Source organism: Lysinibacillus phoenicis, assembly GCF_047238325.1.
GTDB classification, from domain to species: Bacteria; Bacillota; Bacilli; order Bacillales_A; family Planococcaceae; genus Lysinibacillus; species Lysinibacillus irui.
On sequence record NZ_JBDFMP010000002.1, the window covers coordinates 1,418,058 to 1,443,485 of the forward strand.

A 25,428-nucleotide genomic window follows, 5' to 3' on the forward strand; every position below is an offset into this window, starting at 1 on the left:
CTTCACCTTTATTTATTCGGTAATTGTTTTTTGATAGTTTCCATATAATTGCCCGCAAGCCGCATCTATATCTATGCCAAATTGACTTCTTATCGTAACGTTAATTCCTGCTGACTTTAATTCTTTATAGAAGTTTTCAACACGATTTTCACCTACTTCTTCAAATCTCATAGGTGAACTAAAAGTTGGGTTATATCTGATGATGTTTACATGGTACAAGTTCCCTTTCTTATATCTACTTTTTAAAAGATTTACTATTTCTTTTGCATGTTCAATAGAATCATTCACTCCAGCTAACAAAACATAAGCAATATAAACCTTTCTTGAGGTCACCCGTATATGCTCATCTAAAGTGTCCATTACATCCAATAAAGGGTATTGATCATTAATTGGCATTAACTTGCTTCGCTGGTCATTGAATGGAGAATGTAATGAAAAAGTCAAATTAACCTGCGGATAATTTTGAGTCAACTTTTTAATGCTTGGAATAATGCCTATAGTCGAAATTGATAATCTGCGAGGACTTAAAGCAAATAACCTCGGATTTGTAAGAACATTTAAAGCATCAAAAATTTGTACATTAGCTAATGCTTCCCCCATTCCCATAAAAGAAATACTATCAATTGAATGTCCTTTCAAGTGAAAATACAAAATTTGGTCTGTAATTTCATCTGATGTGAGGTTGCGTTTTAATCCTATATCTCCAGTAGCACAAAATTTACAACCAAAATTACAGCCACACTGAGAGGATATGCAAAATGACTCCCAACCAGCTTTGTATTTCATATTTACTGTCTCTATTTTTTCATCCCCTACAATTTCAAATAGAACTTTTGTCACTTGTTCAGAATGTTGTACTTTTAACGCTTCAATATTTAAAATCGATTCTCCAAACTCCTTTATTAACATTTCTCTTAGGGATTTAGGAAGAACAGTTATGTCAGTGAAATTATTTATCCGACCTTGGAATATAGCATTTGTAATTTGGTTCATTCTAAAATTAGGGAAATTATTCTGATTTAAGAACTCTTGAATTCTTGCATACTTGTTTTTTTGTTGCATATTTTCTCACCCTTCAATTTAACTCTTTTTTGCTTGAGTAAAATTTGAGGGAGTTATCATCTAACCTTTTTTATAAAATTAAGCACAAAAAAACACCGACACAATTATCGGTGTTACTACGCTTAAAAAATCTTACACAAATAATCAAGGACATTATTTATGTCATTGAATTAAAGTTTATTTGCTGTAGAGAAAAAGCTCCGATAACTGATTTTGTTTGGTTATTTGGCTTAAAAAAGGACAGACCACTCCCTTTATACGCCAAACGATTTCCAAGTTTTGCATTTTTACCGAACAAAATTCTAAAAACTGTTATCATTGCTTTCACCTCTTTTCTGTAAATAATAGTAATAGATACCATAGCATGAAGTTTCCCTTATGTAAAGATAAATGTTTGTTTTACAGAGGTATCACTCATTATTATAATCACACTAAGGTTTTGCACTATATATGTGCCCCCGGCTATTTTAAGGTTTGAAAATAAGATTCCAGTAAACCTATTTTTACTGCTTGATAGTACGAATTCCCTCAAAAGCGTTTACTATTAATTGTTGTACATAGGATTCATCTAATGGTTCGCCGGTCACAAGTAATCGATAGAAAATTGGACCATAAATTAAATCAATACATATATCAATGTCGATATTTTTTTTCAATTCACCACGTTCTACCCCTTTTTCTAAAAGACTGCCTGCTTCAAGTCGGCGAGGGCGAAAATATCGATCACGATAGGCATCTGCCAATCCGGAATCAAATTGTCCTTCTCCTAATAATTGCTTAATTATTGTCCCCTCTCGACTCGTCAAAAACTTCGTTAAATTTGTGGCGTGAATAAGTATATCATCGTATGCCGAACCAGTGTCAGGCACAGGCAATCTTTCTGAGGCAGCATAAAGAAAACCATCCATTATTACAGCAGCCTTGTTTGGCCACCATTTATAAATAGTTGCTTTGCTAACTTGGGCACATTCTGCAATTTTATCAACAGTTACAGCCTGAAACCCGTTTTCTAATAATAAATCATACGATGCTGATAGGATTGAGTTTTGTGCTTCTAAATTACGTGGTCTCCCTCTTTTACCATCCATTATAAGTATCACCTTTCTTCCGGAATTTAAAAACTATAAGTTCAGTATATCAATTATATAGAAAAACAGAAAGTTGGATTTGCCTATTTACAAAACTGTACGTTCAGTATATTATTTTGTTAATCATTTTATATACTATACGTTTAGTATTTATAATTGAACAAAACTTAAGGGAGGAAACAACATGGCGTTGTAATTATTAGTGTTTAAACAATAAATTTTCACATAAGGAGTTGTTCAGTATGCCTAATATAACTAAACAAACATTTGAAAAAAACATCCCTTCTTGGTTAACTTTCCTGTTGGCAACAGCATGCGGTATCATTGTTGCTAATCTGTATTATGCACAGCCCTTAGTCGGAGTAATTAGCTCATCAATCGGGTTGTCAGCAAACAGTTCTGGCTTTATCGTTACGTTAACACAAATCGGTTACGTAGTCGGTTTGTTATTTATCGTGCCTTTAGGAGATATTTTAGAAAATCGGAAGTTAGTTGTCTCATCTTTACTTATCACGGCAGTTGCTCTCATCATTACAGCACTGTCTAAACAAACTTGGTTGTTCCTAGCCGCTTCATTTGTCATTGGTTTAGGCTCGGTAGCTACCCAAGTACTCGTCCCCTTTGCTTCTTATCTTGCATCCGATTCTTCACGCGGGCGAGTTGTTGGCAATGTGATGAGCGGTTTGTTACTTGGAATTATGCTATCACGTCCTTTATCGAGCTTAGTCGCTGATTTTTTTGGCTGGCATGCCATATTTATTTTATCTGCTATAGCTATTATTATTTTAGCTATCGTACTTGCGAAGGTGTTACCTACAAGAAAGCCTTCAACTGACACTCACTATTTAGCTCTGCTCTATTCTATGTGGCATTTGCTAAGAACAACCCCAATATTACGCCGTCGGGCTGCATATCATGCATGTGTATTTGCATCTTTTAGTTTATTTTGGACTACAGTTCCTCAACTGTTAACTAGCTCTATGTTTCATTTTTCTCAGAAAGAAGTTGCATTATTCGCGCTAGTTGGAGTTGCAGGTGCAGTAGCTGCACCCATAGCCGGACGAATTGCAGATCGTGGCTTTACTAGACCTGCAACAGGAATAGCACTCCTTACAGTTGTTATTTCTCTTTTATTGCCACTTATCATCCAAACAAGTTCACCCATCGGAATAGCTGTTCTCGTAGTTTCATCGTTATTGTTGGATGCTGGAGTATCCGCAAATCTTGTGCTCGGACAACGCGAGATTTTCTCGTTGAGTCCCGAAATTCGTAGTCGGCTGAATGGGTTATTCATGGCTATTTTCTTTTTTGGCGGTGCAATTGGATCTGCAATAGGGGGGTGGGCATATGCCGAGGGAGGATGGAGTACAGCATTATGGGTTGGAATAACATTTCCAATTATATCCTTACTTTATTTTACTACAGAGAAGAAGTAATTCTATAATTTTTTCTTTAGAGAAACGGAGTTGGAGATTTCTTCTTAATCCAAATCCGTTTCTTCAATTATTAATCTAACTATGTGCTTCATTACAAATTTATATTAATGTTGCCATGGGCCGTTTGGCACTCAGACTCATTCCTACTTCACTATTCACTATCTAATGTAAAAAGTATCGCTATAGCAGCAATTAACACTTTAATGCTAGCTTCTGTCGTATAAGCGTTCTAGCAATCCCATTTCATAGCCTTTTGCTACCGCCCCGACCCTTGTCTTCACCTCAAGCTTTTGGTTAATTGCCGCCATATGATATTCCACCGTCCGCTGACTCATAGCTAGCTCCCTAGCAATTTCTTTATTTGTCTTCTGAAGCGCTATTTGCTTTAGTACAGCCTTTTCTGTTGGTGTTAATTGATCAGCTCTCGGTAATGTAGTGATATTTTCCGGTACGAGCCGCAGACCAAGCATACTCTGCCGAATGGCATTTATTATTTGTGGATAGGTCGCCTGCTTCGATAAATAAGCATGTATTCCTATCTCATAAGCTTTTTGCACATATTCATCGTAGACATAACCCGACAGCACGATCATTTTGATTGCCATATCGTAAGTCCGCTTTATTTCTACTGCCAAGTCAAATCCCGTCATACCTGGCATGGAAATGTCAATTACGGCGACGTCCGGCTTCAATGTACCGATACGTTTAATCACCTCAAGCGGGTCACTGAATGTCTCTACGACCTGCATATCCTGCTCACTCTCTAGTCGATTTTTCAATCCCTCCATGACAAGTGGATGATCATCGAGTAACAGAACTTTGATTGGTTGATCCATAATTCGCTTCACCTCCCAGTTTTGGCAGTCTAATAAAGACAATAGTACCTCGTTCAGCTTCCGATTCAATCTCGATACCTCCTCCAAATTGAGCTACTTGACTACTGATTGTGACAAGCCCAAATCCTTTAGAGTCAGTACTGTCTTTAGCTTGTACTGGATCGAATCCGATGCCATCATCACTGACCTTTCCACAGAACGCGTCATCATTTTCCCATAGCTGAATTTCCAACTTTCGTGCCTTCGCGTGCTTAACCGTATTATTTGCAAGCTCCCTAACAATTCGAAATAGTGTCATTTTGTATAATGGAGGCAACGTAGCTGGCAATTTGTTGTCCAACTTAATTGCAAGGCCTCCGTTCTCTTTAACTGTGCGTGCGAGCCAGAGCAATGCTGCATCTAACCCCGCCTGGTCAATGATGTGCGGATATAAATCATCGCATAGCTTTCGGATGTCACGTTGCGTATCGTACAAACATTTTAACCAAACGGCGGTTAACTGCCTGTCACTTCGCTCGGTATCGTGTAACTCTTCCAAATCGCGAGCAAGAAAAATTAGATTCTGCAACACATGATCATGCAAGTAATATGACAACCGAATCCGCTCTGCCTGCTGGGCTTCTAGCAATCTGTATTCTGAGGTTTCCTTTGGTAATTCACTTCTCGCTCCTCTTAGTTCATCGAGTAAAGCAGCACCCATCAGGAGACTAACGGTTTCTTGCCTTACTTTGTTGATTAAGCTTAGTTCTTCAGGCGTAAAGGACGTATTATTTTTTTTTGAACCAAGTCCCAAATAGCCTATGACCTTTCCATCAGGCTGTACAAGATTCATCACTTGTGCAAAAACAGTTAGTGAAGGTTGGCTAAAATTGGTATGCGTCTCGGTAAATTGGCCTGTTCCATAGATAATAGCTTCACTTCCCCGATTCCAGACGAAGCAAAGCCCTTCAATATCTGTCACGCTATGGACGAGCTCGGCAAGCATTCGTAATAGATCACGGCTATTACGATGCTCAGCAAGCCTAATCGACATCTCTAACCTTTGTTGATCCAATAGATTTTCCCGTTTCTTCCGCTGTCGTTTGAAACTATCAAGTCCAAGTCGGTGTAGCAATGTGAGAATAATAAACGCACCACACAATATAAGTGTTAGTAGAGATGCACTAGAACGTATAAGCGCTGCTATCAGGATAGTTGCAATCCCCAAAAATAATCCATTAATAACTAAACTAGGGAGATAAAAACGGATATCTAGCAGCTTTTGTCTGGTCCACAACGTTAGGATGGAAGCTGGGAAAACAATAAGACCGGCCAATGTCATATCCGGCAACACTATGTATTCCCCCCATAGTAGATCAGGGAGCGCATATAAAAACAGGTAAGGTAACAGGCCAAATGTCAATGCAGCAACAAATGTAAGAAGCTGATTTTTTTCAGCGCGATCCATCGTACGCCAATATATGATAGTAATGACGAATAGGGCAAGTAATGTACCAATCAGTGCTGCATGAAGAGCACTCCTGGTCCATCCTGGGATAACCCCTAGCGAGAAAACTAGTAAAGCATATACAGCGAACATAGCTGCCAATACCCGATAGACAGCCATTACTAAACCAATCCACCTTGGGACCGTGCGAAATACGAAGGCAACGAAGAAAGCAAATAGCAGGTAAGGCAACCAACTAACAACGACAGGCAATATTAGTCCAGTAAGCACAGTCTCTGTTGAATAGACCGATAGCAGCGTCGCCGCCATAAATACATTTAATGCATAAAAACGACGCACCATATAGGACTCAGGCTTGTTCCTATAGGCAGCCAGTCCGATAACGAGCAGCGCCAATTCCACGCATGCTGCATACAAACTTTTATAAACTTCTGACATTGCTAATTCACTACGCAATTCGAAGCGACCCAAGCCCTCGCGCTCGAACTGAAGTACCCCCAATTTCTTCAGATAAGCACGATTACCTAATTTCATTATTTCTGGCTTTTGACCATCAACCGTCAAAAGTCTGTCACCGATATGGATGTCCCATTCTCCAACCTTACCGGCTGGATCGATGGATGCAACGACCCAGGTGTTTCCGTCTTCAAGGAACATTAAACCAGTATATGGATTTTTTAAAGTAATGGCATGAATATAACCTGCAACAAGTAAAAATAACAAGGCTGAACTGTATACAGCTAAATTATATTTACGGGCTATTTTTTGCAAATCCACTCACCTCTCTTCAAGTATATTACTCTAAAAAATCACTTAGTCGAGCATAAAAGTAAAGGTGAATGACATGCTAAGCGCTTATCGAACTCCCACTAAATACATGTTAATCATCCCCCATAAAAAATTGACAAATAAATGCAGCAGGATAGCGCCATAAATATTTTTGCGCAACTTCACTAAGATTTCTTCAGGAATCATTATGGCTAACGGAACGTACGCCCAGTTAATTGGCACTTGCCACATGTGATAGAGTTGGAAAATGATGGCAATCCATAGCCAATCAAACTTGAGAAGTCCCACTTTACGTAGCAAATAACCCCTAAAATAAATTTCCTCACCGATAAAATTTCCAATTAGGCCAATTAGCAATAACGGTAACGGAAAAGCTGGATCATAGTATCCTTGATAAAAAACATGCCATTCCCCCATATGGAAAGCAGGGAATCCATTCAGCCATTCAAAAAATGGTGGATAGACATATTTTACATAAGGTAACGATAAAAGCGTGAATAGAATCGTCAAAATCGGAAAGACGAATACCAGCCCTTTCAGATCAAGTCTGGTGAAGCCTAAGTATACGAGTGATTCCTTGAATGAAAGTCTGTCCTTGTATCGTAGCATTAGGAAAGGAACGAGCATATGCCAGCCGGCACTCATTAGGACAAGCACATATAACTGCACATAATGAGCTGATAAGTCGGTCCATGCCATTATCATCTCTCGAAGCGGATAGATGAAAACATATGCTATCAGACCGGGTAACAAACCAATAAACAAGTAAAAAGCAATTTCTTTTTTTGTTTTGGCTTCATATTTACGGACGAAACGGATATAGTTCGGATCAGACAAGTTGAAAAAATCTACAAGTTTACGGTAAACCTCAGACATGACAAAACCCCTCCTGTTATTCTCAAAATGAACTTTAATTTCTTAAAGTACTCATTGAGCATAGCGGACTTTGGTGTCTACAGAATCCGTATTTTCCGTCAAAATTAAGTTTACTTACGCATTCTTTTTGCGTGTTCACGCAAAGAAATAATATTGCGTTTTTTGTTACTTCACGTCAATATTCATTTAATTAATAAAAGATTCAGCCAATATACGGTAAATAAACAATTGACTTATAAATATCACAAGAAAATGTTGAAGTAAAAGTTATCCCTATAAATTGAAAACCCAAACAATTTACAGAACATTAAATTAATGTTTTGTAAATAGTTCGGGCTTTTTGGCTAAAATCTAATTAGGATGGTTCACTCCCTGCAAAATTAACTTCGAAAAATGAAAGAAACTAAAAATAATATTTTATTTTTTACCTACATGCTTCAGCTTCATGAAGAAAAGCTAAATTTAGCCAGCATTTCACCCCATGGAGCAATTCCTACTTCTTCAAATCCTACACTCGCATATAATCTTCTTCCCTGTTCGTTTTCCGGTTGATACCCAAGCCATACTACATCAGTACAATCATTTCTGCCTTCTATATCTTGAATAATTAATTTCATTGCGGCCTTACCATATCCATGTCCTTGGAAACGTTCATCAATCATAAATCTATAAATCCAGTAGTTCCCATCGTCTGAATCTATTCCATACATTGCAAAACCTATTAACTTTTCATTGCAGTAGATTGATTTAATTTTTAAATGAGGAAATATTTTACTTTCCGCAATTGAATACAAATTTGATGCTACATAACTTTGCTGTTCCTGCTTTACTTTCAGTTCTATGCAATCTTCCCAATTACTTTGATCAATAGATTTTAAATAAATCAAATTTGGATTCCTCCTATAATAGTCTAGTTTATTTTATCCGAATCATTAAATTTATATTGTTTTATTTGCATAACACATCACTCCTTATAGGATATTATAGTTTACAAACTTTAATAGAAAAACTCTCATGTATAAATTGAGTTCTTTTATAAGAATATCCAATTTTACTAGCATTATATCCTGCGTTTAATCGTTTACTTCTGTAATATTACCTTCCATTTCAACTAATCGAATTTAAAATCATCACCTTCTTTTTATTTCTTCATATTCTATAGAAAGAAGTTGAATAATGTAGGGCAAACGTTATGGGAAGAAGCATATTCATGTTAGCGTTTGTAGTCTCTGGTGATTTCAGTTCATCAATAGTGTGGTTTTTAACAGCTTTATTTGTGGCAAAACAAAGCTGTTATCAATCATTTTTATGATTTCTATTATTGTAGTCGCAAGTCTAATATAGCGGTGCATTGACATAATCAGCTGTGTCTTTGAATAATCTGAAACAAAGTTAATCTTAGTACACAATAGAATTTTCCAAAAAATCACCATGAAGCCTTTATAGTTTTGTCATTGAAGAACTAGGCACAGTTGCACCATTTATAATCCATATTAACCGTCTATATTTTTACAAAATAGGACAAATTTAAGCTGTTTCCTACAAAAAGAGTTGCTTTTTTACTGAAAGTGAGATTTTGTAAATTTCTGTTCTCATAACATCCCTTTAGAATGATAGAATGTTTTTATACAGTGAAAGAAGGAGGAGAAGGATTCATTGTCTAATCAAAATGAAACTTCATTAGATAAGGAAAAACAACCTGATCAGAAAATTAAAATAGAAAGAAAAGAGGGAGAACCGACTGCTGCTTTTAAAGGTGCTTCTTGGGCAGCTTTGCTAGTAGGTGTTTCTGCTTATCTTATAGGATTGTTCAACGCAACGATGCAACTAAATGAAAAAGGGTATTACTTAGCCGTTTTAGTTTTCGGACTCTATTCAGCCATATCGTTACAAAAAGCGGTAAGAGACAAAGATGAGGGAATACCCGTTACTAGTATTTATTATGGTATTAGTTGGATCGCACTTATTCTATCTATTTCATTAATGGGTATTGGGTTATATAATGCTGGAAGTATTGTTTTAAGCGAAAAAGGTTTTTATGGTATGTCCTTTGTTCTTAGTTTATTTGCATCCATTACGGTCCAAAAGAACATTAGAGACACACAAAGAGCAAAAGAAAGAAATTAAGTTATATCACTCAAGGAATCTAGAAGTTCATTCTGGATTCCTTTTGTCATTTGTTCTTGTCTCATTACACTCCTAAGCGTATCAAGTCCTCGGCCTATCCAAGTTCAGTACAATACGCTTTCGATGTATGTAAAAATCTTTCCTATTGATATTTGGTACCCTGCCCCCTGTTGTACGTTGATAGTGAAAAAAGTCGAGACTAATTTTTCAAGCCCCCTTCCCTCTATCAAATTCCGAGTAAAACAATGTTATGTCAGGAGACTAGACGAAAAGAGCATGGCTATAATTAGCCATGCTCCGTTAGATATACATTAATCTATATTATTTTTCTCCACTTATCGCAACTAAAATCTTAGATTGTGTTTTGTCACTTGTTAACGTTTTGAATCCTTTGTCAACAATCTCATCTAGTTCAATTTGACTTGTGATGATTCCTTGTGGTTTTAGTTGACCAGAGCTCATAGCATCTATTGTTCTTTGGAAAATTGATGGTGTATAAACAATTGATGATAATACATTAACACCTGTATTTGTAAGTTGCATTGGATTCCATTCGATCGGTCTAGCAAAAATCGAAACAATCATCATATTACCACGAGGTTTTGTTACATCAATTGCTTGTTTAAAGGTAGGAGCTACTCCAGCAACCTCAAAGGATACATCAACTCCATCTGCTACGATTGCTCGAACTGCTTGTACAGGATTTTCTTTACCTGAGTTAATAACATGAGTTGCCCCTAATTCTTTTGCCTTCTCTAGTCGTTCGTCAGATAAATCTAATACAATAACTTTGCTTGCACCAGATGCTTTGGCAGCGATTACTGTTAGTAATCCGATTGGTCCGGCCCCAAATACTGCAACTGAATCTCCTAGTGTAACCCCAGCATCTTTGACAGCTTGTACAGCAACAGCCATTGGTTCTACAAGTGCACCATCTTGTAATGTTAAATTATCTGCTAAACGGTGGATATTTGTTACGGGGACGTTGACATATTCTGCAAATCCACCGTCTCCATGTAATCCGATGAAGTTAAATCCATCATATCGATCGACATCTTCATGCTTGTTTCTATACGTTAAAGTAGGGTTGATTACAACTCGGTCCCCTGCTTTAAAATCAGTAACCTTAGCGCCAACTTCTTCGATGATTCCAGCAAATTCATGTCCCATTGTAAGTGGGGCAACCTCACCTGTTAATTCAGCTTTGACATCAACTGGTACGAAAACTGGACCTTCTTCGTATTCATGCAAATCACTTCCACAAATACCAGCCCACGCTACTTTTACTTTCACTTCTTCTTCTCTTAAAGCTCGTAATTCAACCTCTTCGACTCTAATATCTTTCACACCATGCCAAACTGCAGCTTTCATTTATGTTACCCCCAAAATTATTTAAATTGGTACCATAAAATAACATCTTTAATAGCTACTCGTGCATTATCAAAATCCGATGCTTCTATACACTTGATAAATGTATTGATGGACATATGATAGGATTCAACTAGATTCATTTTCCATTTTGTTTGTGCAGCTACGTTTGTAACAAATATGGTTTCTTTAAAAAATCGTAGCATCGCAATATTTCCTGTAACATCAAAAAACAATTGTAATAAGTGTGCAAACGAAACAACATATTCATAAATATTTTCAGCAGACTTTCTTTGTTTCATTGCTTCAAAACGACGTAATAGTTCGCTTTGCAAATCGGCCGTCCATTTAGATTCACACTTTGTAAGTGCAGTATCCAATAGGTAATAAAGCGCTTCCAAATAATCCTTCAATTCCTGATCCGTTATAATCTTCACTCTTACACCTTTATGTTGAACTTTTTCAACTACACCATCTTTTTGTAAAAGATAAAGAGCCTCACGGACAGGTGCATGACTTACTTGTAACTCTTTTGCAATTTCCGCTTCTATTAAGCGCTGACCTTGTTCATAATACCCAGAAAATATACGAAATAATAATCGTTCAGCTATTTGCTCAGAAATTGTTTTTTTTGAAATTGAATTTTCATCAAACCCCATTAAACCACTCCATTAAATTTATATCTTCTATTTTAACATAGTTCAGTGTATAGGGTGATTAGCTAAAGGTGTTATATATTATGGATTATAGATTATCGATAATCTATAAAGGTATTTTAATATAAAAGTTTGTTACTTTCAATTATCTTGTTTTGGAATGCTATTGAAGAATCTTTTAAGAGAAGTTTAAAACGCTAGGAAAATGATTGTTACGTTGATTTGATAGTTAATTTGAGATGGTTTGCGAAGATGAGGATATAAGATAGTAGTTCTGAGCCTTACATAATGACTCACATTAGATTGATATGGAGTTTTAGAATAAAGTTCCTTTGATTTTTTTAATATTGTGTAGTAATATATACATACTTAAAAAGAATGTACAGTACTTTTAGTTACTTTTGTATATTATAGGAGGTTTACAATGCAAAAAATTTATAATATTGGTGTTGAAGCTACACTTGAAGTCATTGGCGGTAAATGGAAACCGGTTATTCTTTGTCATTTGAACCACCATGGTAAAATTCGAACAAATGAATTCCGACGATTAATTCCAGGTATTTCCCAAAAAATGCTCACAAGTCAATTAAGAGAATTAGAACAGGCAGGATTAATCAACCGAAAGGTCTTTAATCAAGTACCGCCCAAAGTGGAATATTCCTTAACCACTTATGGACAAGGAATGGAACCTATTCTAAACATGCTTTGCACTTGGGGCGAAAAGCATGTTGAATTATTACAGGAAAATGGCGAAGATGTCATGTTAAAACAACGTGATGATGATATAGCCATGCAGCAAACATCGTAATGAGAAGGAAAAAGAGACTGTCAAACACAAGACAGTCTCTTTTTCCTTTTTAACGCATTTAGGGTTATGTCGTATTATCTATTGAGAATGTGAACGGTGCCATAGGATCTTTCATTTAAGAATTTACTATTTGTAAACGATGAATCTCTTGTTTTTCCAGTAGCGGTTCTGTTTGCTGACCACAATATTTATAATGTTCAGCGTTCATATGAAATATAAGCGCCTCTTCATCTTTCCATCTTTCATAAAAAATAAATGTATCACTATTTTCAACAGATTCATGAAGAGTATATTGGAGACAGCCGTCTTCCATTCGAGATGCTTCAACTAAGTTTAATAACTCTTTTCTAAGCAGTTCACCTTTCCCAGATTTAGCTTTTAAAACCGCATTGATTATAATTTCTGTCATTATTTTCTTTCTCCTTGTTAAGGATAGATTATCCTCTTATTCATACATATAAGATCGCGTCATAGGAATTGAATCATTAATGCCTTTTGTAAATACAAATTGATGTAAATCAATATTACCTGTAAAGAATGAAGCTGCACAGGCATTTAAATATAAGCGCCACATACGAATGAATCGCTCATCTTTAGTCTGACGAATTACACCCAGCGCATGTTCAAAATTTCGAGCCCAGTGTTGTAAGGTTTTACCGTAATGTCTACGTAAGCTTTCCACATCAACTATATAAAATTGTTGATTTGTCATATTGGTAATTAATTCGTTGACAGCAGGAACATATCCGCCAGGGAAAATATATTTTTCAATCCATCCATTTGTAGCACCATTCGTTGGCGATGAAATACAATGAAGCAGAGATAAACCGCCGTTATTTAATAGTGTATTCACAGTTTCAAAGTATTCCGTAATGTGATCTTTTCCTACATGTTCAATCATGCCTACACTAACAATTTTATCGAATTTACGACCTTGAATATCACGATAATCAAGTAAAGATACTTCAACCAACTCAGTAAGTCCCTCTTGCTTAATTCGCTCAGAAGTCTTTGCATATTGCTCCTCACTTAATGTTACGCCCATGGCTTTAACACCATATTGCTTTGCTGCAGCTGTGATCAGTTCACCCCATCCACAACCAATGTCCAATAAAGTATCACCTTTCTGAAGATTTAACTTCCTTAAAATATGATTTACTTTATTATGTTGAGCTGCTGTTAGAGTATCTTTATCGCTTTTGAAATACGCACAAGAATATGTCATTGTGTCATCGAGCCACAATTTATAGAAGTCGTTCCCGATATCATAATGGTGAGCAATATCTTCTTTATTTTTTTGTTTGGAGAAATTCCATTTACTTTTGAAATATTGCAATTTACTATTACCTAAAAAACTATCCTGCTTTTTGTAAATAGATTGAATTGCTTTTTCAAGATCTCCTTGTATTTCAAGATCTCCATTCATATATGCTTCACCAAATGCAATAGAAGGGTCCTTAGCAACCTCTTTTTTTGATAGAGGCTTATGGAATGTTACATGGAAACGAGGTTTTCCCTCACCATAATGTAAGGTCTCTCCATTCCAAAGTGTAATTTGAACAGGGTCTGAAAAGAGATTTTTTAGTATATTTTTATAAAAAAATTCTTCAACCATTTAAACATCTCCTATTGAAAAGTTAAAAATATCTAGATGACCATGATGAGTAAAATGAAAAGGTTACTCTTATAAAGCATGGATTCCATCATTTCTTAAATCAGTAATTTGAACACAAGACATACACCTAGATAGCCCTTATAGTGTGGCTCTCTACAAAGGTATACAAGCTAAGTCTTACCTATCAATGTTATTTCAAATCAGTCTTCTTATAAAAACAGGAAATACTAAGATAAACAGCCAAGGCTTTTTTTAGCACTTGGCTGCTGAAGTATCTTTAAAATGCCATATATCTAGAAAACAGTTGTCAGTAACCAGATTATTCTAAAATCCTTTGTAAATCCTTCTAAGCCATTTCATACTCTCTTTACTTAAGATCGATTGGAAGTGGTGCATGAGGAGCTATTAGTTTTTGTTCACGCATTTCTTTCCAGAATGCTGGCGGAATACTGTATTTAATGCAGCTTTGTCTTCTGCAATTCGCTCTGGTTTACTTGCGCCAGGAATAACCGTAGCAACTGCTAGGTTCGCCAATGAAAATTGTAAAGCAGCTGACTTAATGCTGATTTGATGACGATCTGCAATACTTTTGATTTTTTCTACTTTCTTTAATAAGAAAAAGTTCACACGATAAAATACCTCATCATTCATTCTCGTCTTACAAATGTCATTATGAAATATATCTAACACAATAAAAAGTACGTACTTAAAAGTGCTATAGAAACAAAAAAGTACCTAAAAGAATGGAAAATATATCTGATAGATACCTTCTTGGTGTTCATTTATCTTGTTTAAATGTGCCTTATCTAAAGAAATTTTCTCACAATATCTACTCATTGATAAATATAGGAATAACCCCATTTCTACTACCTCTATTATGCCCCTCCTAATTACTTATGCTTCATCTCTTTTCATTAGTTATTCCGCTTATCAATTCACATTGCTGTTCATCTAAAGCGAAATTTTTCAAAATCATCACCATCTTTTTTTCTCTTCATATTCTATAGAATCAGGTCGAATATTGAGGGGGAAACGTTATGGGGATTGAATTCACAGCTCTCCATTGGATTTATGTTGTTTTTATTGTGCTCATCATCGGATTTATGGTTAAACGTCGCGATACCACCCTCATTTGTATACTTGGCATCTTTGTGCTCGCAATCGTTGCGACTGGCGATTTAACTTCGTCTATCAGTGGCGTTTTTAACAGCTTTATCTATGCCATTACAGAGCTGTTATCAACAATTCTTATTATTTCGATTATCGTTGCTATGAGTCGAGTGATGATGTCTTCAGGTATTAATGAGGTCATGGTTGCACCTTTCACAAAGATCATTAAAACACCTGCCCTTGCCTATTGGACGATTGGTCTGTTAATGATGTTAATCTCCTGGTTTTTCTGGCCATCTCCTGCAGTTGCATTATTAGGAGCTGTGCTCTTGCCTGTTGCCATTCGAGCGGGACTTCCGGCACTTGGCGTTGCTATGGCGATGAACTTATTTGGGCACGGGATTGCGTTATCAAGTGATTTTGTCATACAAGGGGCTCCAAAATTAACGGCTGATGCTGCGGGTATCCCTGTTGGAGATGTAGTTTCGGCTAGTATTCCACTCGTCATTACAATGGGCGTTGTAACCACAATTGTTGCTTATATTTTTTTACGGCGAGATATGAAGCGAGGAACGCTGCTTTTAAATACTGGCAACAACGAAGAGGAGGATGGCGAACAAGAAACTGCGAAAAATTTACTGTCAATTGGTCAAAAACGTTTCTACGCCGTGCTTATTCCCATTGCCTTTATCTTAGACGTCATCGCTATGTCAGTATTCAATTTAACGGGCGGCGATGCAACTGCTTTAATCGGTGGAACCTCTGTTTTTATTTTACTTTTGCTTAGTGTTGTTACTCATAAAGGAGAAGGACTCGAGAAGACGACAAGCTATTTGATTCAAGGATTCCAATTCGGCTTTAAAGTTTTCGGGCCTGTTATCCCAATCGCCGCATTCTTCTATCTTGGAGATGCTGGCTTCACACAAATTCTCGGTGACCACCTACCTGCTACCTCGCATGGTATTGTGAATGATCTTGGTGTTGGTCTTGCAGCGGTCGTCCCTTTAACAAAGGAAATTGCGGTTATCACGTTGGCGGTCGTCGGTGCCATTACTGGATTAGATGGTTCGGGCTTCTCTGGAATTTCCCTAGCAGGATCAGTTGGCAGTCTCTTTGGCAATGCCATTGGAGGGGGAACAGCCACTTTAACTGCTTTAGGGCAAATCACAGCGATTTGGGTAGGCGGCGGTACTTTGATTCCATGGGCTTTAATTCCCGCTGCTGCAATTTGTAATGTGAGCCCATTTGAATTGGCAAGACGTAACTTAATTCCTGTCGTTATTGGGCTGATTGTGACAACGATTGTAGCTGTGTTTTTAATTTAGATAAAAATGAAAAGAGATGGTCACTTTATTAGAAACCATCTCTTACACTCTCCACATAATATTTTTGTAAGTTCTTATGAAACATTTCTTTTAGTTGGCATTCGTTAATGCCTAAAATATAGGCTTCTATCATTATTTGTTCCACACTCATCGATAGTTGTTGAAGTGAAATAGTCTTTGCTTTATTAGAATCTACAGTAACAAGTGCTCTAGTATGAGGGTTAATGGTGATAATCCACTTTTTTTGAAGCTCTTTGTAGCTTTTACGAACCGTATGAAGATTGAGGTTTATTTGTGTCGCTAACTTGCGAATAGAAGGCAAATGATCACCCTTTTTTAAATTTCCTGTCGCGATTAATAAATGCAGTTGCTGGGTAAGTTGCTGATAATAAGGAATTTTGCTCCTTCGATTTACTTTTACATTCATTTGTCGAGGAATCCTTCCATTAAAATTTCTTTTTGGCAATAAAATGATGCATGATAATCATCATTAATAGTACAAGCAACAGTGTGACAACAATAGTAACGTAATACCATGTTTCCACGTCACCTGTCACTAATATCGTTGTAGCATACAAGCTATTACTAGCAGGATTAAGTACATCTAAGAATGGATGTAAACCAGCACATAAACGACAAATAAATAAGACAGCTATACTTATTAAAGCAATAAATGGTGAACTATTAAAAAATGTGCTCATCATGGTAACAAGTGTTATGACAAATAACAGCCAAATACAATAAAATACTAAAGCTATCAATGCATGAGTTATCGGTACAGAGGTAAATAAATAAGATGTATAGCCAAAGGACATTGCATAGCCTAGAGCAATACATAGAACAGCTAAAACATAATGACTAAGGATCTTACTATTTAAGTAGGATGAGATAGAGACAGGCCTTGTGAAAATGAATGCCATCATCCCATTGGCTTTTTCTCCTTGAATAATGCCCATCGTCGCAATGGCAAGTATGATAATACCTAGTTGATCAAATTGGGAATTAAGGGTGGAGGCCAGCACTTCTTGTCCCTCTGGCTTTGCCAATGTAGGATCAATCATAATCCCTTCAATCCCACCCATTGATTGTAAAATAGCAGGCAAGAAATGCATCATGATCGGTTGAGTTAAGCCTAGTAGGATAAATACAATTGGTAACCAAACTACTTTATATTCCTTTGTCATTTGATTGATTTCTTTTTTACTTAATGCTAAAAACGTATTCACTCCACGTCACACCACCAATTCTAAAAATATTTCTTCTAAGCTTTCTTGAAAGCCAAGATCAAACTTTGTAAATAACACGTTTGAATCCAAACCGTACTGTAGCAATCGATGGGCATCCGCTTCCAATTGATTAACGTATACTTTAAAACCATCACCACTACTTTCGATTCTCTTTACATACGGTAAATGTTCAATCGTTGTGAGCCACTTAACATCTTTCTTTTGAATCATTAAAAAGATAGCTGAGTCTTGATAGCGATTAAGTAACTCTAATTTCGACGCATCTTCTATTTTGTAACCATTTTTAATCACGACAAAGCGTTCGCAAATTTCCTCTGCATCACTTAATATATGGGTGGAAAATAATATGGTCGTATCTTTTTTTATGTCGTTTAATAAATTCAATACTTCACGTCTACCTATGGGATCTAGCGCTGATACTGGTTCATCCATAATGATGAAAGCTGGCTTGTGTAATAAAGCTTGTGCGATGCCAAGACGCTGTTTCATTCCTCCTGAAAATGTTCCGACATGAGCATGTGCTTCTTTCCCTAAGCCCACTTTTTCTAAAAGAAATGGAATGTCCTTTTGTAGTTGATTTTTCGAAATACCAGAAAGTGTCCCCATAAAGGATAAAGTTTCAAATGCTGTCATCCAGGAGAAAAAATTAGGATACTGTGGTAAATAACCGATTTTGTTTTTCATCTTTGAAATTTTTTGTCCATCAAGTACAATGTCTCCTTCATCTGCATTAAGAATGTCAGCAATGATTTGAATTAATGTGGTTTTCCCTGCCCCGTTTGGTCCAATAAGTCCTACACATTCATTCGTATCGATAACCATTGAAAAATTATTCACAGCCGTCTTATATTTAAACTTTTTTGTAATATTATTAATTTCTAAGCGCATGTTTATTTACATCCTTTCTGCCAATCACGAAATATAGAACAGAACCAATTGTATTAAAGAATAAAATAATAATTGCCCACATCAGTATATTTTCTCTCGTCTCTCGGTGCCGATATAAATCGACTAGTGCAACAACGATAAGTAAAAATCCTACGAATAAAAAAGGTAAAAGGATTGGTAGTATACTTGCCCAATCAATTTGACCTAAGTCTTCAAAACCGTAATGTAATTTCATCTTAATATAGCCCCTTTCATTATCATTATTGATAATGATAACAGAAATCTTAAAAAATTACATTACCTTTTTACTGTACATCTCAAAAAAAAATCTATAGTATATTTTTTGATAATGTTCTCATATTGATAACATTTGATTGCTTCCCTTGATACTATCTCATTTTATCTGATAGGAGGATTGATTTATGCGTAATAAAGCAGAGGTATTAATGCACCCTGTGAGAATGAAAATTTTACAAGCTCTTATGCACAATAAAGAAGAAGGCTTAAGCACTTTGGAGATGATTTCTGTTATTAAGGATGTACCCCAGGCTACTTTATATCGGCATATCCAAATTTTAGTGGATGAAAACATCATAAAAATTGTGAAAGAGCGTAAAGTACGTTCTGTTACAGAGAAGTTTTATGCATTAAATGAAGGAGCAGCAAAACTTAGTAAGGAGGATTGGACACAACTTTCAACCAAGCAAAAGTTAAATTATATTTCTTACTATCAATTAGCTTTACTTTCTCAATATCAAAATTATTTACAATCCCTTGATGAAAAAGAAAGTACTGCAGATTTAGCAACTTTTTCTTTCATTGATTTGACATTAACAACGGAGCAATTCAAGAACTTTGATAATGAATTAAACGAATTATTAACTAAATACTATAATATGGCCGACTCAACTAAAGGTTCTGAAACAAAAACGATTGCTTTAAATATTATTCCAAAACCTTAGGTAGTATTTTACGTAAAGAAATGGAGAAGATTTATGAAAAAAGGAAAGTTACTTCAAAACATAAGAAAATTAATCATGATTATTATTGGCGCAGTTATTGCGGCGTACGGATTAGAAGCTGTTTTAATTCCTAATGATGTTATTGATGGTGGTGTTACGGGTTTAAGTATTATGGGCGCTCACCTCTTTGGCATTCCGTTAGGCGTACTGCTCTTTGTACTAAATATTCCGTTCATTTATATCGGCTACAAGCAAGTAGGAAAAACATTTGCCTTAATGAGTTGTGCTGGTATCGCAGCATTATCCATTTCTACGGTTCTTTTACATGATGTCAAAACCATTTTAGGACCAAATGATCCCTTACTGATTGTCTTATCTGGTGGTATGCTACTTGGTGTTGGGATTGGTATTGTCTTACGAAACGGTGGAGCTTTAGATGGTTCCGAGGTGTTAGCCGTACTATTATCACGTAAGATTCCATTTTCAGTCGGTGATATTATATTATTTATCAATGCCTTTATTTTCTTAGGGGCAAGCTTTATTTTCGGCTTAGAAAGCGCATTATACTCAGCATTAACATACTATATTGCAAAAAATGTTATTGATATAATCCAAGTTGGTTTAGAAAAATCAAAAGAAGTGCGTGTGGTCAGTGCAAAATCTGAGGAAATTGGTGATGCCATCCAAGCGCGCCTAGGTCGTGGTGTTACCTATACACATGGACGAGGTGGTTTCTCCAATGAACCAACTGAAATTTTAAATTGTGTCATTAACCGTATGGAAGAAAATAAATTAGTTTCGATTATTAAAGATATCGATGACGGTGCATTTGTTGTTATTTCCGATGTTTCGGAGGTTCGCGGCGGTAACTTCAAGAAGCGAGATATCCATTAATATAAAAGTAAGTAAGGCTTCTATAGTCTTACTTACTTTTTTTGTTTATTTACTTACTGGAGAGGTTACAGTTTCATGTGTTTCATATTTTAGGCCACCGATTAAACAGAAAGCTCCAATAGCTACGACTACTGCAGCACTAATCAATGCATAGTGATAGCTATTGGTTATATTGGCAAGCTTTCCTGCAATGGATGGCCCAATCATTTGTCCAAATGCGTAGCCAGCCGTTAAATAACCTAAAATTTTATGGCTATTAATAGGAGTTATATGTCTTGCTAGCGTTGTACTAACTGTTGTGATGCCCATAAAAGTAGCGCCAAAAATAAAGGCACTAGCATAGAGTGTAATCGTATTCGTGGCAAATGCAGGTAAAATAATCCCAACTGCTTGAACGATCATGGATACAAATAATGTTTTTACATAACCATACTGCTGCGCTAGCTTTGACCATACGAAGCACGATGGAATGGCAGCTATTCCCACAACAAACCAGACAAAGGCAGCATCCCCATTAAAGCTTGTTGATTCTCGCGCAATCGATACAATAAAAGTACCTGTGACAATATAACCTAGCCCTTCTAAACTATAGGACATCATTAACCACTTCATCCATTTCTTTGGTGGAGTTCTCTTCGATGTAGTGGGTTCATGTATCCGTTGTTGTTCACTTGGCCTAATAGGTTTGATGAATAGTACGATAATGCCAAACAATAGAATACAAAACAAAGCTAACGCAATCCATGTGCCATTCCAATGGTAGATTGCCTGTATGGGTGACACAATAATGGCACTTAATGCAATCCCTACACCAACCCCACTATAGAAAAATCCTGATAAATGCATTTTACTACTACTAGCCAACTGATCGAGTACAAGACTAGCAATCACTACAAAAATAAAAGCGCTCACTACTCCAGAGATAAACCGAAGTATATACCATAAAACAACATTATCTGTAAAGCCCATAAATGCAGTTGTAAGAATGCTAATAATTAGCCCTATTTGCAAAAACGGAATACGTTTATTCTCTAAGGTTAAACGACCTGCCACTATTGCCCCTATTAGATAGCCTAAATAGTTGCTTGTTGCTAAATAACCAGCAGTCGAACGGCTAAATTCAACTGTTTCTTGCATATAAGGTAAAATGACCGTATAGGAAAAACGACCAATGCCCATGGCAATGATCAAAGAAAAAATACCACCTATTAAATATTGAACTGTTTGTTTGTGCATCGTATCACTCCTTCTCTTCTCCACTATATCGAATAATTAGCTATCACAAATATGTTCAATTCGTTATAATTAGTATCAAAAAAATTGATAGCTGGAGGGCCAATGAATATTAATGATTTAAAGATCTTTCGAACAGTCGTCCAAACAGGGAGTTTTTCAAAAGCTGCTACAGCACTTAATTACACGCAATCAAATATCTCTATGAAAATCCAAAATCTTGAGGCTATGTATCATACAACATTTTTTTATCGGGGGCATCGAGGCATTCAACTAACACCTAAAGGGGAACAATTTTACGAACTGGTATTAAAGATGCTTCATCTCTATGATACATCGTTTGAGATTTTACAAAATACAGAGGAACAAAGAGGAATTTTGCGCATTGGTTCAATGGAAACTACAGCAGCACTTCACTTACCAGCACTGTTAACACCATTCCATCAAGCCCATGAACAGGTTGATATCACTATATTGACTAGTCCATCTCAGCATAATATTGAACGGTTAGAAAACTATGAAATAGATGGTGCATTCGTGACCGGGCCTGTATATAAAGAAAATATATTGGTGAAGGAGTTTATCTGTGAAGAGCTTGTTTTTATCACATCTTCTAAGCATAAGCCCATTAAAAATTTGAGAGACTTAGAGGGTAGCACTGTGATTACGTTCCGAAATGGCTGTTCCTATCGAGCCATTTTGGAGCATTGGTTACACGAAGACGGAGTACGTCCTCAAAATAGAATGGAATTTGGTACGCTTGATGGTATAATTGGCTGCGTTGCTGCTGGATTAGGTATTACTTTACTTCCTCGTGCTATTGCGGAAAAATATATGGCAACACAAACACTAACTCTGCACGAATTAACGAATAAGCAAGCACATATTCCTACCTGGTTTATTTATCGTAAGGATGATGTACAATCACCAATACTTCAATATTTTTTAGAATCAATAGACGCGTATGACTATCCATCAGTTTGAGTGTTCTATCTATTATTTTCATTACTAAAAGAGCTGTTCAGTAGATTTCCCCCACTGAACAGCTCTTTTCATGTTTTCCTTTGACGGCTGAACGTAATTCCTTTAGGCTTTAATTAGATATAGAAAGGAGCTTTTTATGGATATTTTTATCGCTAGTAACCGCCAATTACCTATCCGTTATTATGTGCAAGAATCGGTCTGGATTCGTCGCGGGGGCAGTACAAAACTTCCCGATGTAACATTGCCATTTTTTGTAGAGGTAGAAATGAAACATCCTCATAATTTAGCCATTATTAGAGACTATATTTTTGACTTTCAACGACAGTACAAGCAGACAGAAATTCAACTTTTAATAAAGGACATAGCTCACTTAGCAACCATGCAGGAAATGCTTTCACACGTTAAGCAAATCCATCATACCATCACCATTTACCCACTGTGATTTGGATAAGTCGTTAATGGCAATGTGATAATAAAGTACAATGTCTCATTTTTATATGTAGCGTGAATGGTTCCTCCGTGAAGCTCCACAATGCTTTTGGCAATCGCTAGACCCAGCCCAGAGCCTTCTGTTACATTCGTTCTTGACTGGTCCTTTTTATAAAACCTCTCAAATAAACTATCAAGCTCTTCTGGTGTAAAGGCGTCACTTTGATTTGCTACACCAATACGCACATGATCGCCTTGCCCTTCAAGAGAAACGATTATTTTTCCGTCACCCGTACTATAGTTAATCGCATTGATTAATAAATTATCAAACACACGAACAATTTTTTCTGAATCAAGCGCCGCAAAAACTCGCTCTTCTGAAAAATGCTTCTTAAAAATGCGTTGTTTCTCCTCTGCAAGTGGCACTAATTCCTCCATTAATTGATCGAGTAGCTCATTTAAACAGACTTGTTGTCGCACTAAAGCATTTTTATCATTTGTTAGCTTTGTATATTCAAATAAATCATCAATTAAATTTTTTAATTGCTCGGATTTAGAAAAGGCTATTTTCAAATATTCGTCGTATTGCTCTTTTGTCTCATATTTTTCCTCTCTTAATAGCCGTAGGTAACCCATTATGGAGGTAAGCGGTGTTCTCAGATCATGTGAAACATTTGTAATGAGCTCATTTTTCTGTTGCTCAATTTTCCTTTCCATTTCGATACTTGTCATGATTTCTTCTGCCATTTGGTTAATATTATCTGTTAATAAAGCAATTTCATCCTGCCCTTTTTTCTCAATGCGAAAGGCTAAATTCCCCTTTGCTATTTCCAATACCCCCTCTGCTAACGCTTCTATTTGATTCATTTTGCGCTTGGTTATATAGAAGAACGATACAATAAATAAAATAATACCAATGAAAAAAGGTATAGGTCCTTCACTCGTACTTGTAATGGCTTCACCTTGTGGAAGGCCACTTACGAAAAAATAATAGTTTTTATCTTGCAAGGTCAAAGGTACTAATGTTGAAAATTCTCTACGAGAAGTTTCAATCGTATCAGGATACGCTTGATCAAACGGCTGATTAATTGTAAAATCCATGACCTTTCTAATTTCTTCATGTAAATCAATTTGTGACTCTTTTACCTGCTTTGTTTTATATAAAACCTTCCCTACCTCATCTGTTACTACAATTTTTAAAGCATTCTGGTCACTTTCGAAATTTTCATCTTCTTGTTCAATCAATTGCCTCAACACATTCACATTATTTTCTTGGGTCGCTAATTTTGCTGTATCTTGTGCCTGATAATACATCATCTTCATACTGTAGCTATAATCAACGATGACAGTGTCATTAATATTCTCAAATAAAGGGAGGACTGCCCGTGATACTAAAAAGCTTCCAAGTGCACATAAAATAAAGGTTGTAAATAATTGAATTCTAATGCTGCGCTCTATATTATTCTTTATTTTTCTGTAAATACGCTGGAGGGGCCCCAGTAGCTTTAAGAATAGCCTAAAGATCTTTTTCAACTTTATATCCTACTCCCCAGACAGTTTTGATATATTGTGGATTTCTTGGATTTGTTTCAATACGTTCACGAATTTTTCGTATATGTACCATCACTGTATTTTCTGATTGGAAAGCTTCCTCTTTCCAAACCTTTTCATAGATTTGCTCTGCGCTCATCACGATGCCCGGATTACTTACAAGTAGTTCCAAAATAGCAAACTCTCTTGGTGTTAATTTTACTTTTTCATTGTTAACAAAGACTTCATGAGTCGCTGTATTGAGACGCAAATCACCGATTTCCATTTCCTCACCATTGCTATTATTTAAGCCATTCATTTTAAGATAGCGCCGAAGCTGTGATTTAATGCGTGCAATCAACTCTAATGGATTAAAGGGCTTTGTCACATAATCATCAGCCCCTATTGTTAAACCAACAATTTTATCCATATCCTGTGACTTTGCAGTAAGCATGATAATCGGCATTTCCGCTACTTCTCTTACCTTCATACACATTTCTATACCATCCACTTTAGGCATCATTAAATCGAGTACTATTAAATGTACCTGATGCTTCTTCAGTAGCTGCAAGCCTTCTTCCCCATCACATGCCTCTAGCACATGATAGCCCTCATTTTTCAAATAAATAGCGATAAGATTTCTTATCTCTTTTTCATCATCAACAATTAAAATTGTTTCATTACTCATCTAACCCCACCATACCTCAAATATTTTACT

Annotated in this window: 26 protein-coding genes and 1 pseudogene; 8 read left to right on the forward strand and 19 right to left on the reverse strand. The window is 36.2% G+C overall.

All coding sequences use genetic code 11. The features are described 5' to 3' along the window. Positions 1 to 12: 12 nt before the first annotated feature. The 3 genes from ABC382_RS08605 to ABC382_RS08615 form a co-directional block, all read right to left on the reverse strand. Positions 13 to 1,062: a Cfr family 23S rRNA (adenine(2503)-C(8))-methyltransferase gene (locus ABC382_RS08605; RefSeq protein WP_274796268.1), complete on the reverse strand. Its 1,050-nt coding sequence runs from the start codon at positions 1,060 to 1,062 to the stop codon at positions 13 to 15. 157 nt (positions 1,063 to 1,219) lie between these two features. After that, positions 1,220 to 1,381 carry a hypothetical protein gene (locus tag ABC382_RS08610; protein ID WP_274796267.1) on the reverse strand — a complete coding sequence of 54 codons (162 nt, stop codon included), beginning with the start codon at positions 1,379 to 1,381 and terminating at the stop codon, positions 1,220 to 1,222. Between the two features lie 184 nt (positions 1,382 to 1,565). Continuing rightward, positions 1,566 to 2,150, reverse strand: a complete 585-nt coding sequence (locus ABC382_RS08615; protein WP_274796266.1) for a TetR/AcrR family transcriptional regulator — start codon at positions 2,148 to 2,150, stop codon at positions 1,566 to 1,568. Between the two features lie 242 nt (positions 2,151 to 2,392). On the opposite strand from ABC382_RS08615, the gene ABC382_RS08620 reads away from it, so the two are divergent. Beyond that, positions 2,393 to 3,586, forward strand: a complete 1,194-nt coding sequence (locus ABC382_RS08620) for an MFS transporter (protein WP_322610391.1) — start codon at positions 2,393 to 2,395, stop codon at positions 3,584 to 3,586. 206 nt (positions 3,587 to 3,792) lie between these two features. On the opposite strand, the gene ABC382_RS08625 is transcribed toward ABC382_RS08620, so the two are convergent. The 4 genes from ABC382_RS08625 to ABC382_RS08640 form a co-directional block, all read right to left on the reverse strand. Further along, positions 3,793 to 4,422: a response regulator transcription factor gene (locus tag ABC382_RS08625; RefSeq protein WP_322610390.1), complete on the reverse strand. Its 630-nt coding sequence runs from the start codon at positions 4,420 to 4,422 to the stop codon at positions 3,793 to 3,795. Then, positions 4,388 to 6,646: a sensor histidine kinase gene (locus tag ABC382_RS08630; protein ID WP_322610389.1), complete on the reverse strand. Its 2,259-nt coding sequence runs from the start codon at positions 6,644 to 6,646 to the stop codon at positions 4,388 to 4,390. Before ABC382_RS08630 ends, ABC382_RS08625 begins: the two co-directional genes overlap by 35 nt. Positions 6,647 to 6,724: 78 nt before the next feature. Beyond that, the gene (locus ABC382_RS08635) at positions 6,725 to 7,534 is read right to left on the reverse strand and encodes a CPBP family intramembrane glutamic endopeptidase (protein WP_274796262.1); all 810 of its coding nucleotides are present in this window, start codon (positions 7,532 to 7,534) and stop codon (positions 6,725 to 6,727) included. 443 nt (positions 7,535 to 7,977) lie between these two features. Further along, positions 7,978 to 8,421, reverse strand: coding sequence for a GNAT family N-acetyltransferase (locus ABC382_RS08640; protein ID WP_274796261.1), 444 nt, complete (start codon positions 8,419 to 8,421; stop codon positions 7,978 to 7,980). A gap of 769 nt (positions 8,422 to 9,190) precedes the next feature. Between ABC382_RS08640 and yiaA the strand changes: the two genes are divergently transcribed. Beyond that, the gene (yiaA, locus tag ABC382_RS08645) at positions 9,191 to 9,661 is read left to right on the forward strand and encodes an inner membrane protein YiaA (protein ID WP_274796260.1); all 471 of its coding nucleotides are present in this window, start codon (positions 9,191 to 9,193) and stop codon (positions 9,659 to 9,661) included. Between the two features lie 321 nt (positions 9,662 to 9,982). Here yiaA and ABC382_RS08650 read toward each other — a convergent pair whose 3' ends face one another. Continuing rightward, entirely contained in the window at positions 9,983 to 11,032 is a 1,050-nt protein-coding gene (locus ABC382_RS08650) for a 2,3-butanediol dehydrogenase (protein ID WP_274796259.1), read from the reverse strand. A gap of 17 nt (positions 11,033 to 11,049) precedes the next feature. Continuing rightward, the gene (locus tag ABC382_RS08655) at positions 11,050 to 11,688 is read right to left on the reverse strand and encodes a GntR family transcriptional regulator (RefSeq protein ID WP_274796258.1); all 639 of its coding nucleotides are present in this window, start codon (positions 11,686 to 11,688) and stop codon (positions 11,050 to 11,052) included. A gap of 421 nt (positions 11,689 to 12,109) precedes the next feature. On the opposite strand from ABC382_RS08655, the gene ABC382_RS08660 reads away from it, so the two are divergent. Further along, positions 12,110 to 12,493: a winged helix-turn-helix transcriptional regulator gene (locus ABC382_RS08660; RefSeq protein WP_274796257.1), complete on the forward strand. Its 384-nt coding sequence runs from the start codon at positions 12,110 to 12,112 to the stop codon at positions 12,491 to 12,493. Positions 12,494 to 12,608: 115 nt separating this feature from the next. Here the strand turns inward: ABC382_RS08660 and ABC382_RS08665 are convergent, their stop codons facing one another. From ABC382_RS08665 to ABC382_RS08675, 3 genes and pseudogenes are all read right to left on the reverse strand, one after another. Next, positions 12,609 to 12,902, reverse strand: coding sequence for a putative quinol monooxygenase (locus ABC382_RS08665; protein ID WP_274796256.1), 294 nt, complete (start codon positions 12,900 to 12,902; stop codon positions 12,609 to 12,611). Between the two features lie 36 nt (positions 12,903 to 12,938). Further along, positions 12,939 to 14,108 carry a cyclopropane-fatty-acyl-phospholipid synthase family protein gene (locus tag ABC382_RS08670; protein WP_322610388.1) on the reverse strand — a complete coding sequence of 390 codons (1,170 nt, stop codon included), beginning with the start codon at positions 14,106 to 14,108 and terminating at the stop codon, positions 12,939 to 12,941. A gap of 367 nt (positions 14,109 to 14,475) precedes the next feature. Next, positions 14,476 to 14,723 (reverse strand): annotated as a pseudogene (locus tag ABC382_RS08675) (aldo/keto reductase); the annotation flags it as partial. A 422-nt stretch (positions 14,724 to 15,145) separates the two neighbouring features. Here ABC382_RS08675 and ABC382_RS08680 point away from each other — a divergent pair. Further along, positions 15,146 to 16,543 (forward strand): hypothetical protein, encoded by a 1,398-nt coding sequence (locus ABC382_RS08680; protein WP_322610387.1) that lies wholly within the window; start codon positions 15,146 to 15,148, stop codon positions 16,541 to 16,543. A 28-nt stretch (positions 16,544 to 16,571) separates the two neighbouring features. Here ABC382_RS08680 and ABC382_RS08685 read toward each other — a convergent pair whose 3' ends face one another. Genes ABC382_RS08685 through ABC382_RS08700 form a run of 4 tightly spaced genes read right to left on the reverse strand, consistent with a single transcriptional unit; the run spans position 16,572 to position 18,913 of the window. Then, positions 16,572 to 16,970, reverse strand: a complete 399-nt coding sequence (locus ABC382_RS08685; protein ID WP_322610386.1) for a GntR family transcriptional regulator — start codon at positions 16,968 to 16,970, stop codon at positions 16,572 to 16,574. A 19-nt stretch (positions 16,971 to 16,989) separates the two neighbouring features. Beyond that, complete coding sequence (locus ABC382_RS08690) at positions 16,990 to 17,769, reverse strand: ABC transporter permease (protein ID WP_322610385.1); 780 nt, start codon at positions 17,767 to 17,769, stop codon at positions 16,990 to 16,992. Between the two features lie 6 nt (positions 17,770 to 17,775). Next, complete coding sequence (locus ABC382_RS08695; protein WP_322610384.1) at positions 17,776 to 18,678, reverse strand: ABC transporter ATP-binding protein; 903 nt, start codon at positions 18,676 to 18,678, stop codon at positions 17,776 to 17,778. Continuing rightward, positions 18,662 to 18,913, reverse strand: coding sequence for a PLD nuclease N-terminal domain-containing protein (locus ABC382_RS08700; RefSeq protein ID WP_322610383.1), 252 nt, complete (start codon positions 18,911 to 18,913; stop codon positions 18,662 to 18,664). The genes ABC382_RS08695 and ABC382_RS08700 overlap by 17 nt, the downstream gene beginning before the upstream one ends. Before the next feature lie 187 nt (positions 18,914 to 19,100). Here ABC382_RS08700 and ABC382_RS08705 point away from each other — a divergent pair, with 187 nt between their 5' ends. Both ABC382_RS08705 and ABC382_RS08710 read left to right on the forward strand, forming a co-directional pair. Beyond that, positions 19,101 to 19,640, forward strand: a complete 540-nt coding sequence (locus ABC382_RS08705; protein WP_274796249.1) for a transcriptional regulator — start codon at positions 19,101 to 19,103, stop codon at positions 19,638 to 19,640. A 33-nt stretch (positions 19,641 to 19,673) separates the two neighbouring features. After that, positions 19,674 to 20,534: a YitT family protein gene (locus ABC382_RS08710; protein ID WP_274796248.1), complete on the forward strand. Its 861-nt coding sequence runs from the start codon at positions 19,674 to 19,676 to the stop codon at positions 20,532 to 20,534. Between the two features lie 45 nt (positions 20,535 to 20,579). Here the strand turns inward: ABC382_RS08710 and ABC382_RS08715 are convergent, their stop codons facing one another. Next, the gene (locus ABC382_RS08715) at positions 20,580 to 21,770 is read right to left on the reverse strand and encodes a YbfB/YjiJ family MFS transporter (RefSeq protein ID WP_274796247.1); all 1,191 of its coding nucleotides are present in this window, start codon (positions 21,768 to 21,770) and stop codon (positions 20,580 to 20,582) included. Between the two features lie 102 nt (positions 21,771 to 21,872). Here ABC382_RS08715 and ABC382_RS08720 point away from each other — a divergent pair, with 102 nt between their 5' ends. After that, entirely contained in the window at positions 21,873 to 22,751 is an 879-nt protein-coding gene (locus tag ABC382_RS08720; protein WP_274796246.1) for a LysR family transcriptional regulator, read from the forward strand. Between the two features lie 136 nt (positions 22,752 to 22,887). Continuing rightward, positions 22,888 to 23,193 (forward strand): hypothetical protein, encoded by a 306-nt coding sequence (locus ABC382_RS08725; protein WP_274796245.1) that lies wholly within the window; start codon positions 22,888 to 22,890, stop codon positions 23,191 to 23,193. On the opposite strand, the gene ABC382_RS08730 is transcribed toward ABC382_RS08725, so the two are convergent. Both ABC382_RS08730 and ABC382_RS08735 read right to left on the reverse strand, forming a co-directional pair. Beyond that, a complete protein-coding gene (locus ABC382_RS08730) occupies positions 23,181 to 24,713 on the reverse strand; it encodes a sensor histidine kinase (RefSeq protein WP_322610382.1) in 1,533 nt (510 codons plus the stop codon). The two genes, ABC382_RS08725 and ABC382_RS08730, sit on opposite strands and share 13 nt — an antisense overlap. Further along, entirely contained in the window at positions 24,697 to 25,398 is a 702-nt protein-coding gene (locus ABC382_RS08735) for a response regulator transcription factor (protein WP_274796243.1), read from the reverse strand. Before ABC382_RS08735 ends, ABC382_RS08730 begins: the two co-directional genes overlap by 17 nt. Between the last annotated feature and the right edge of the window lie 30 nt (positions 25,399 to 25,428).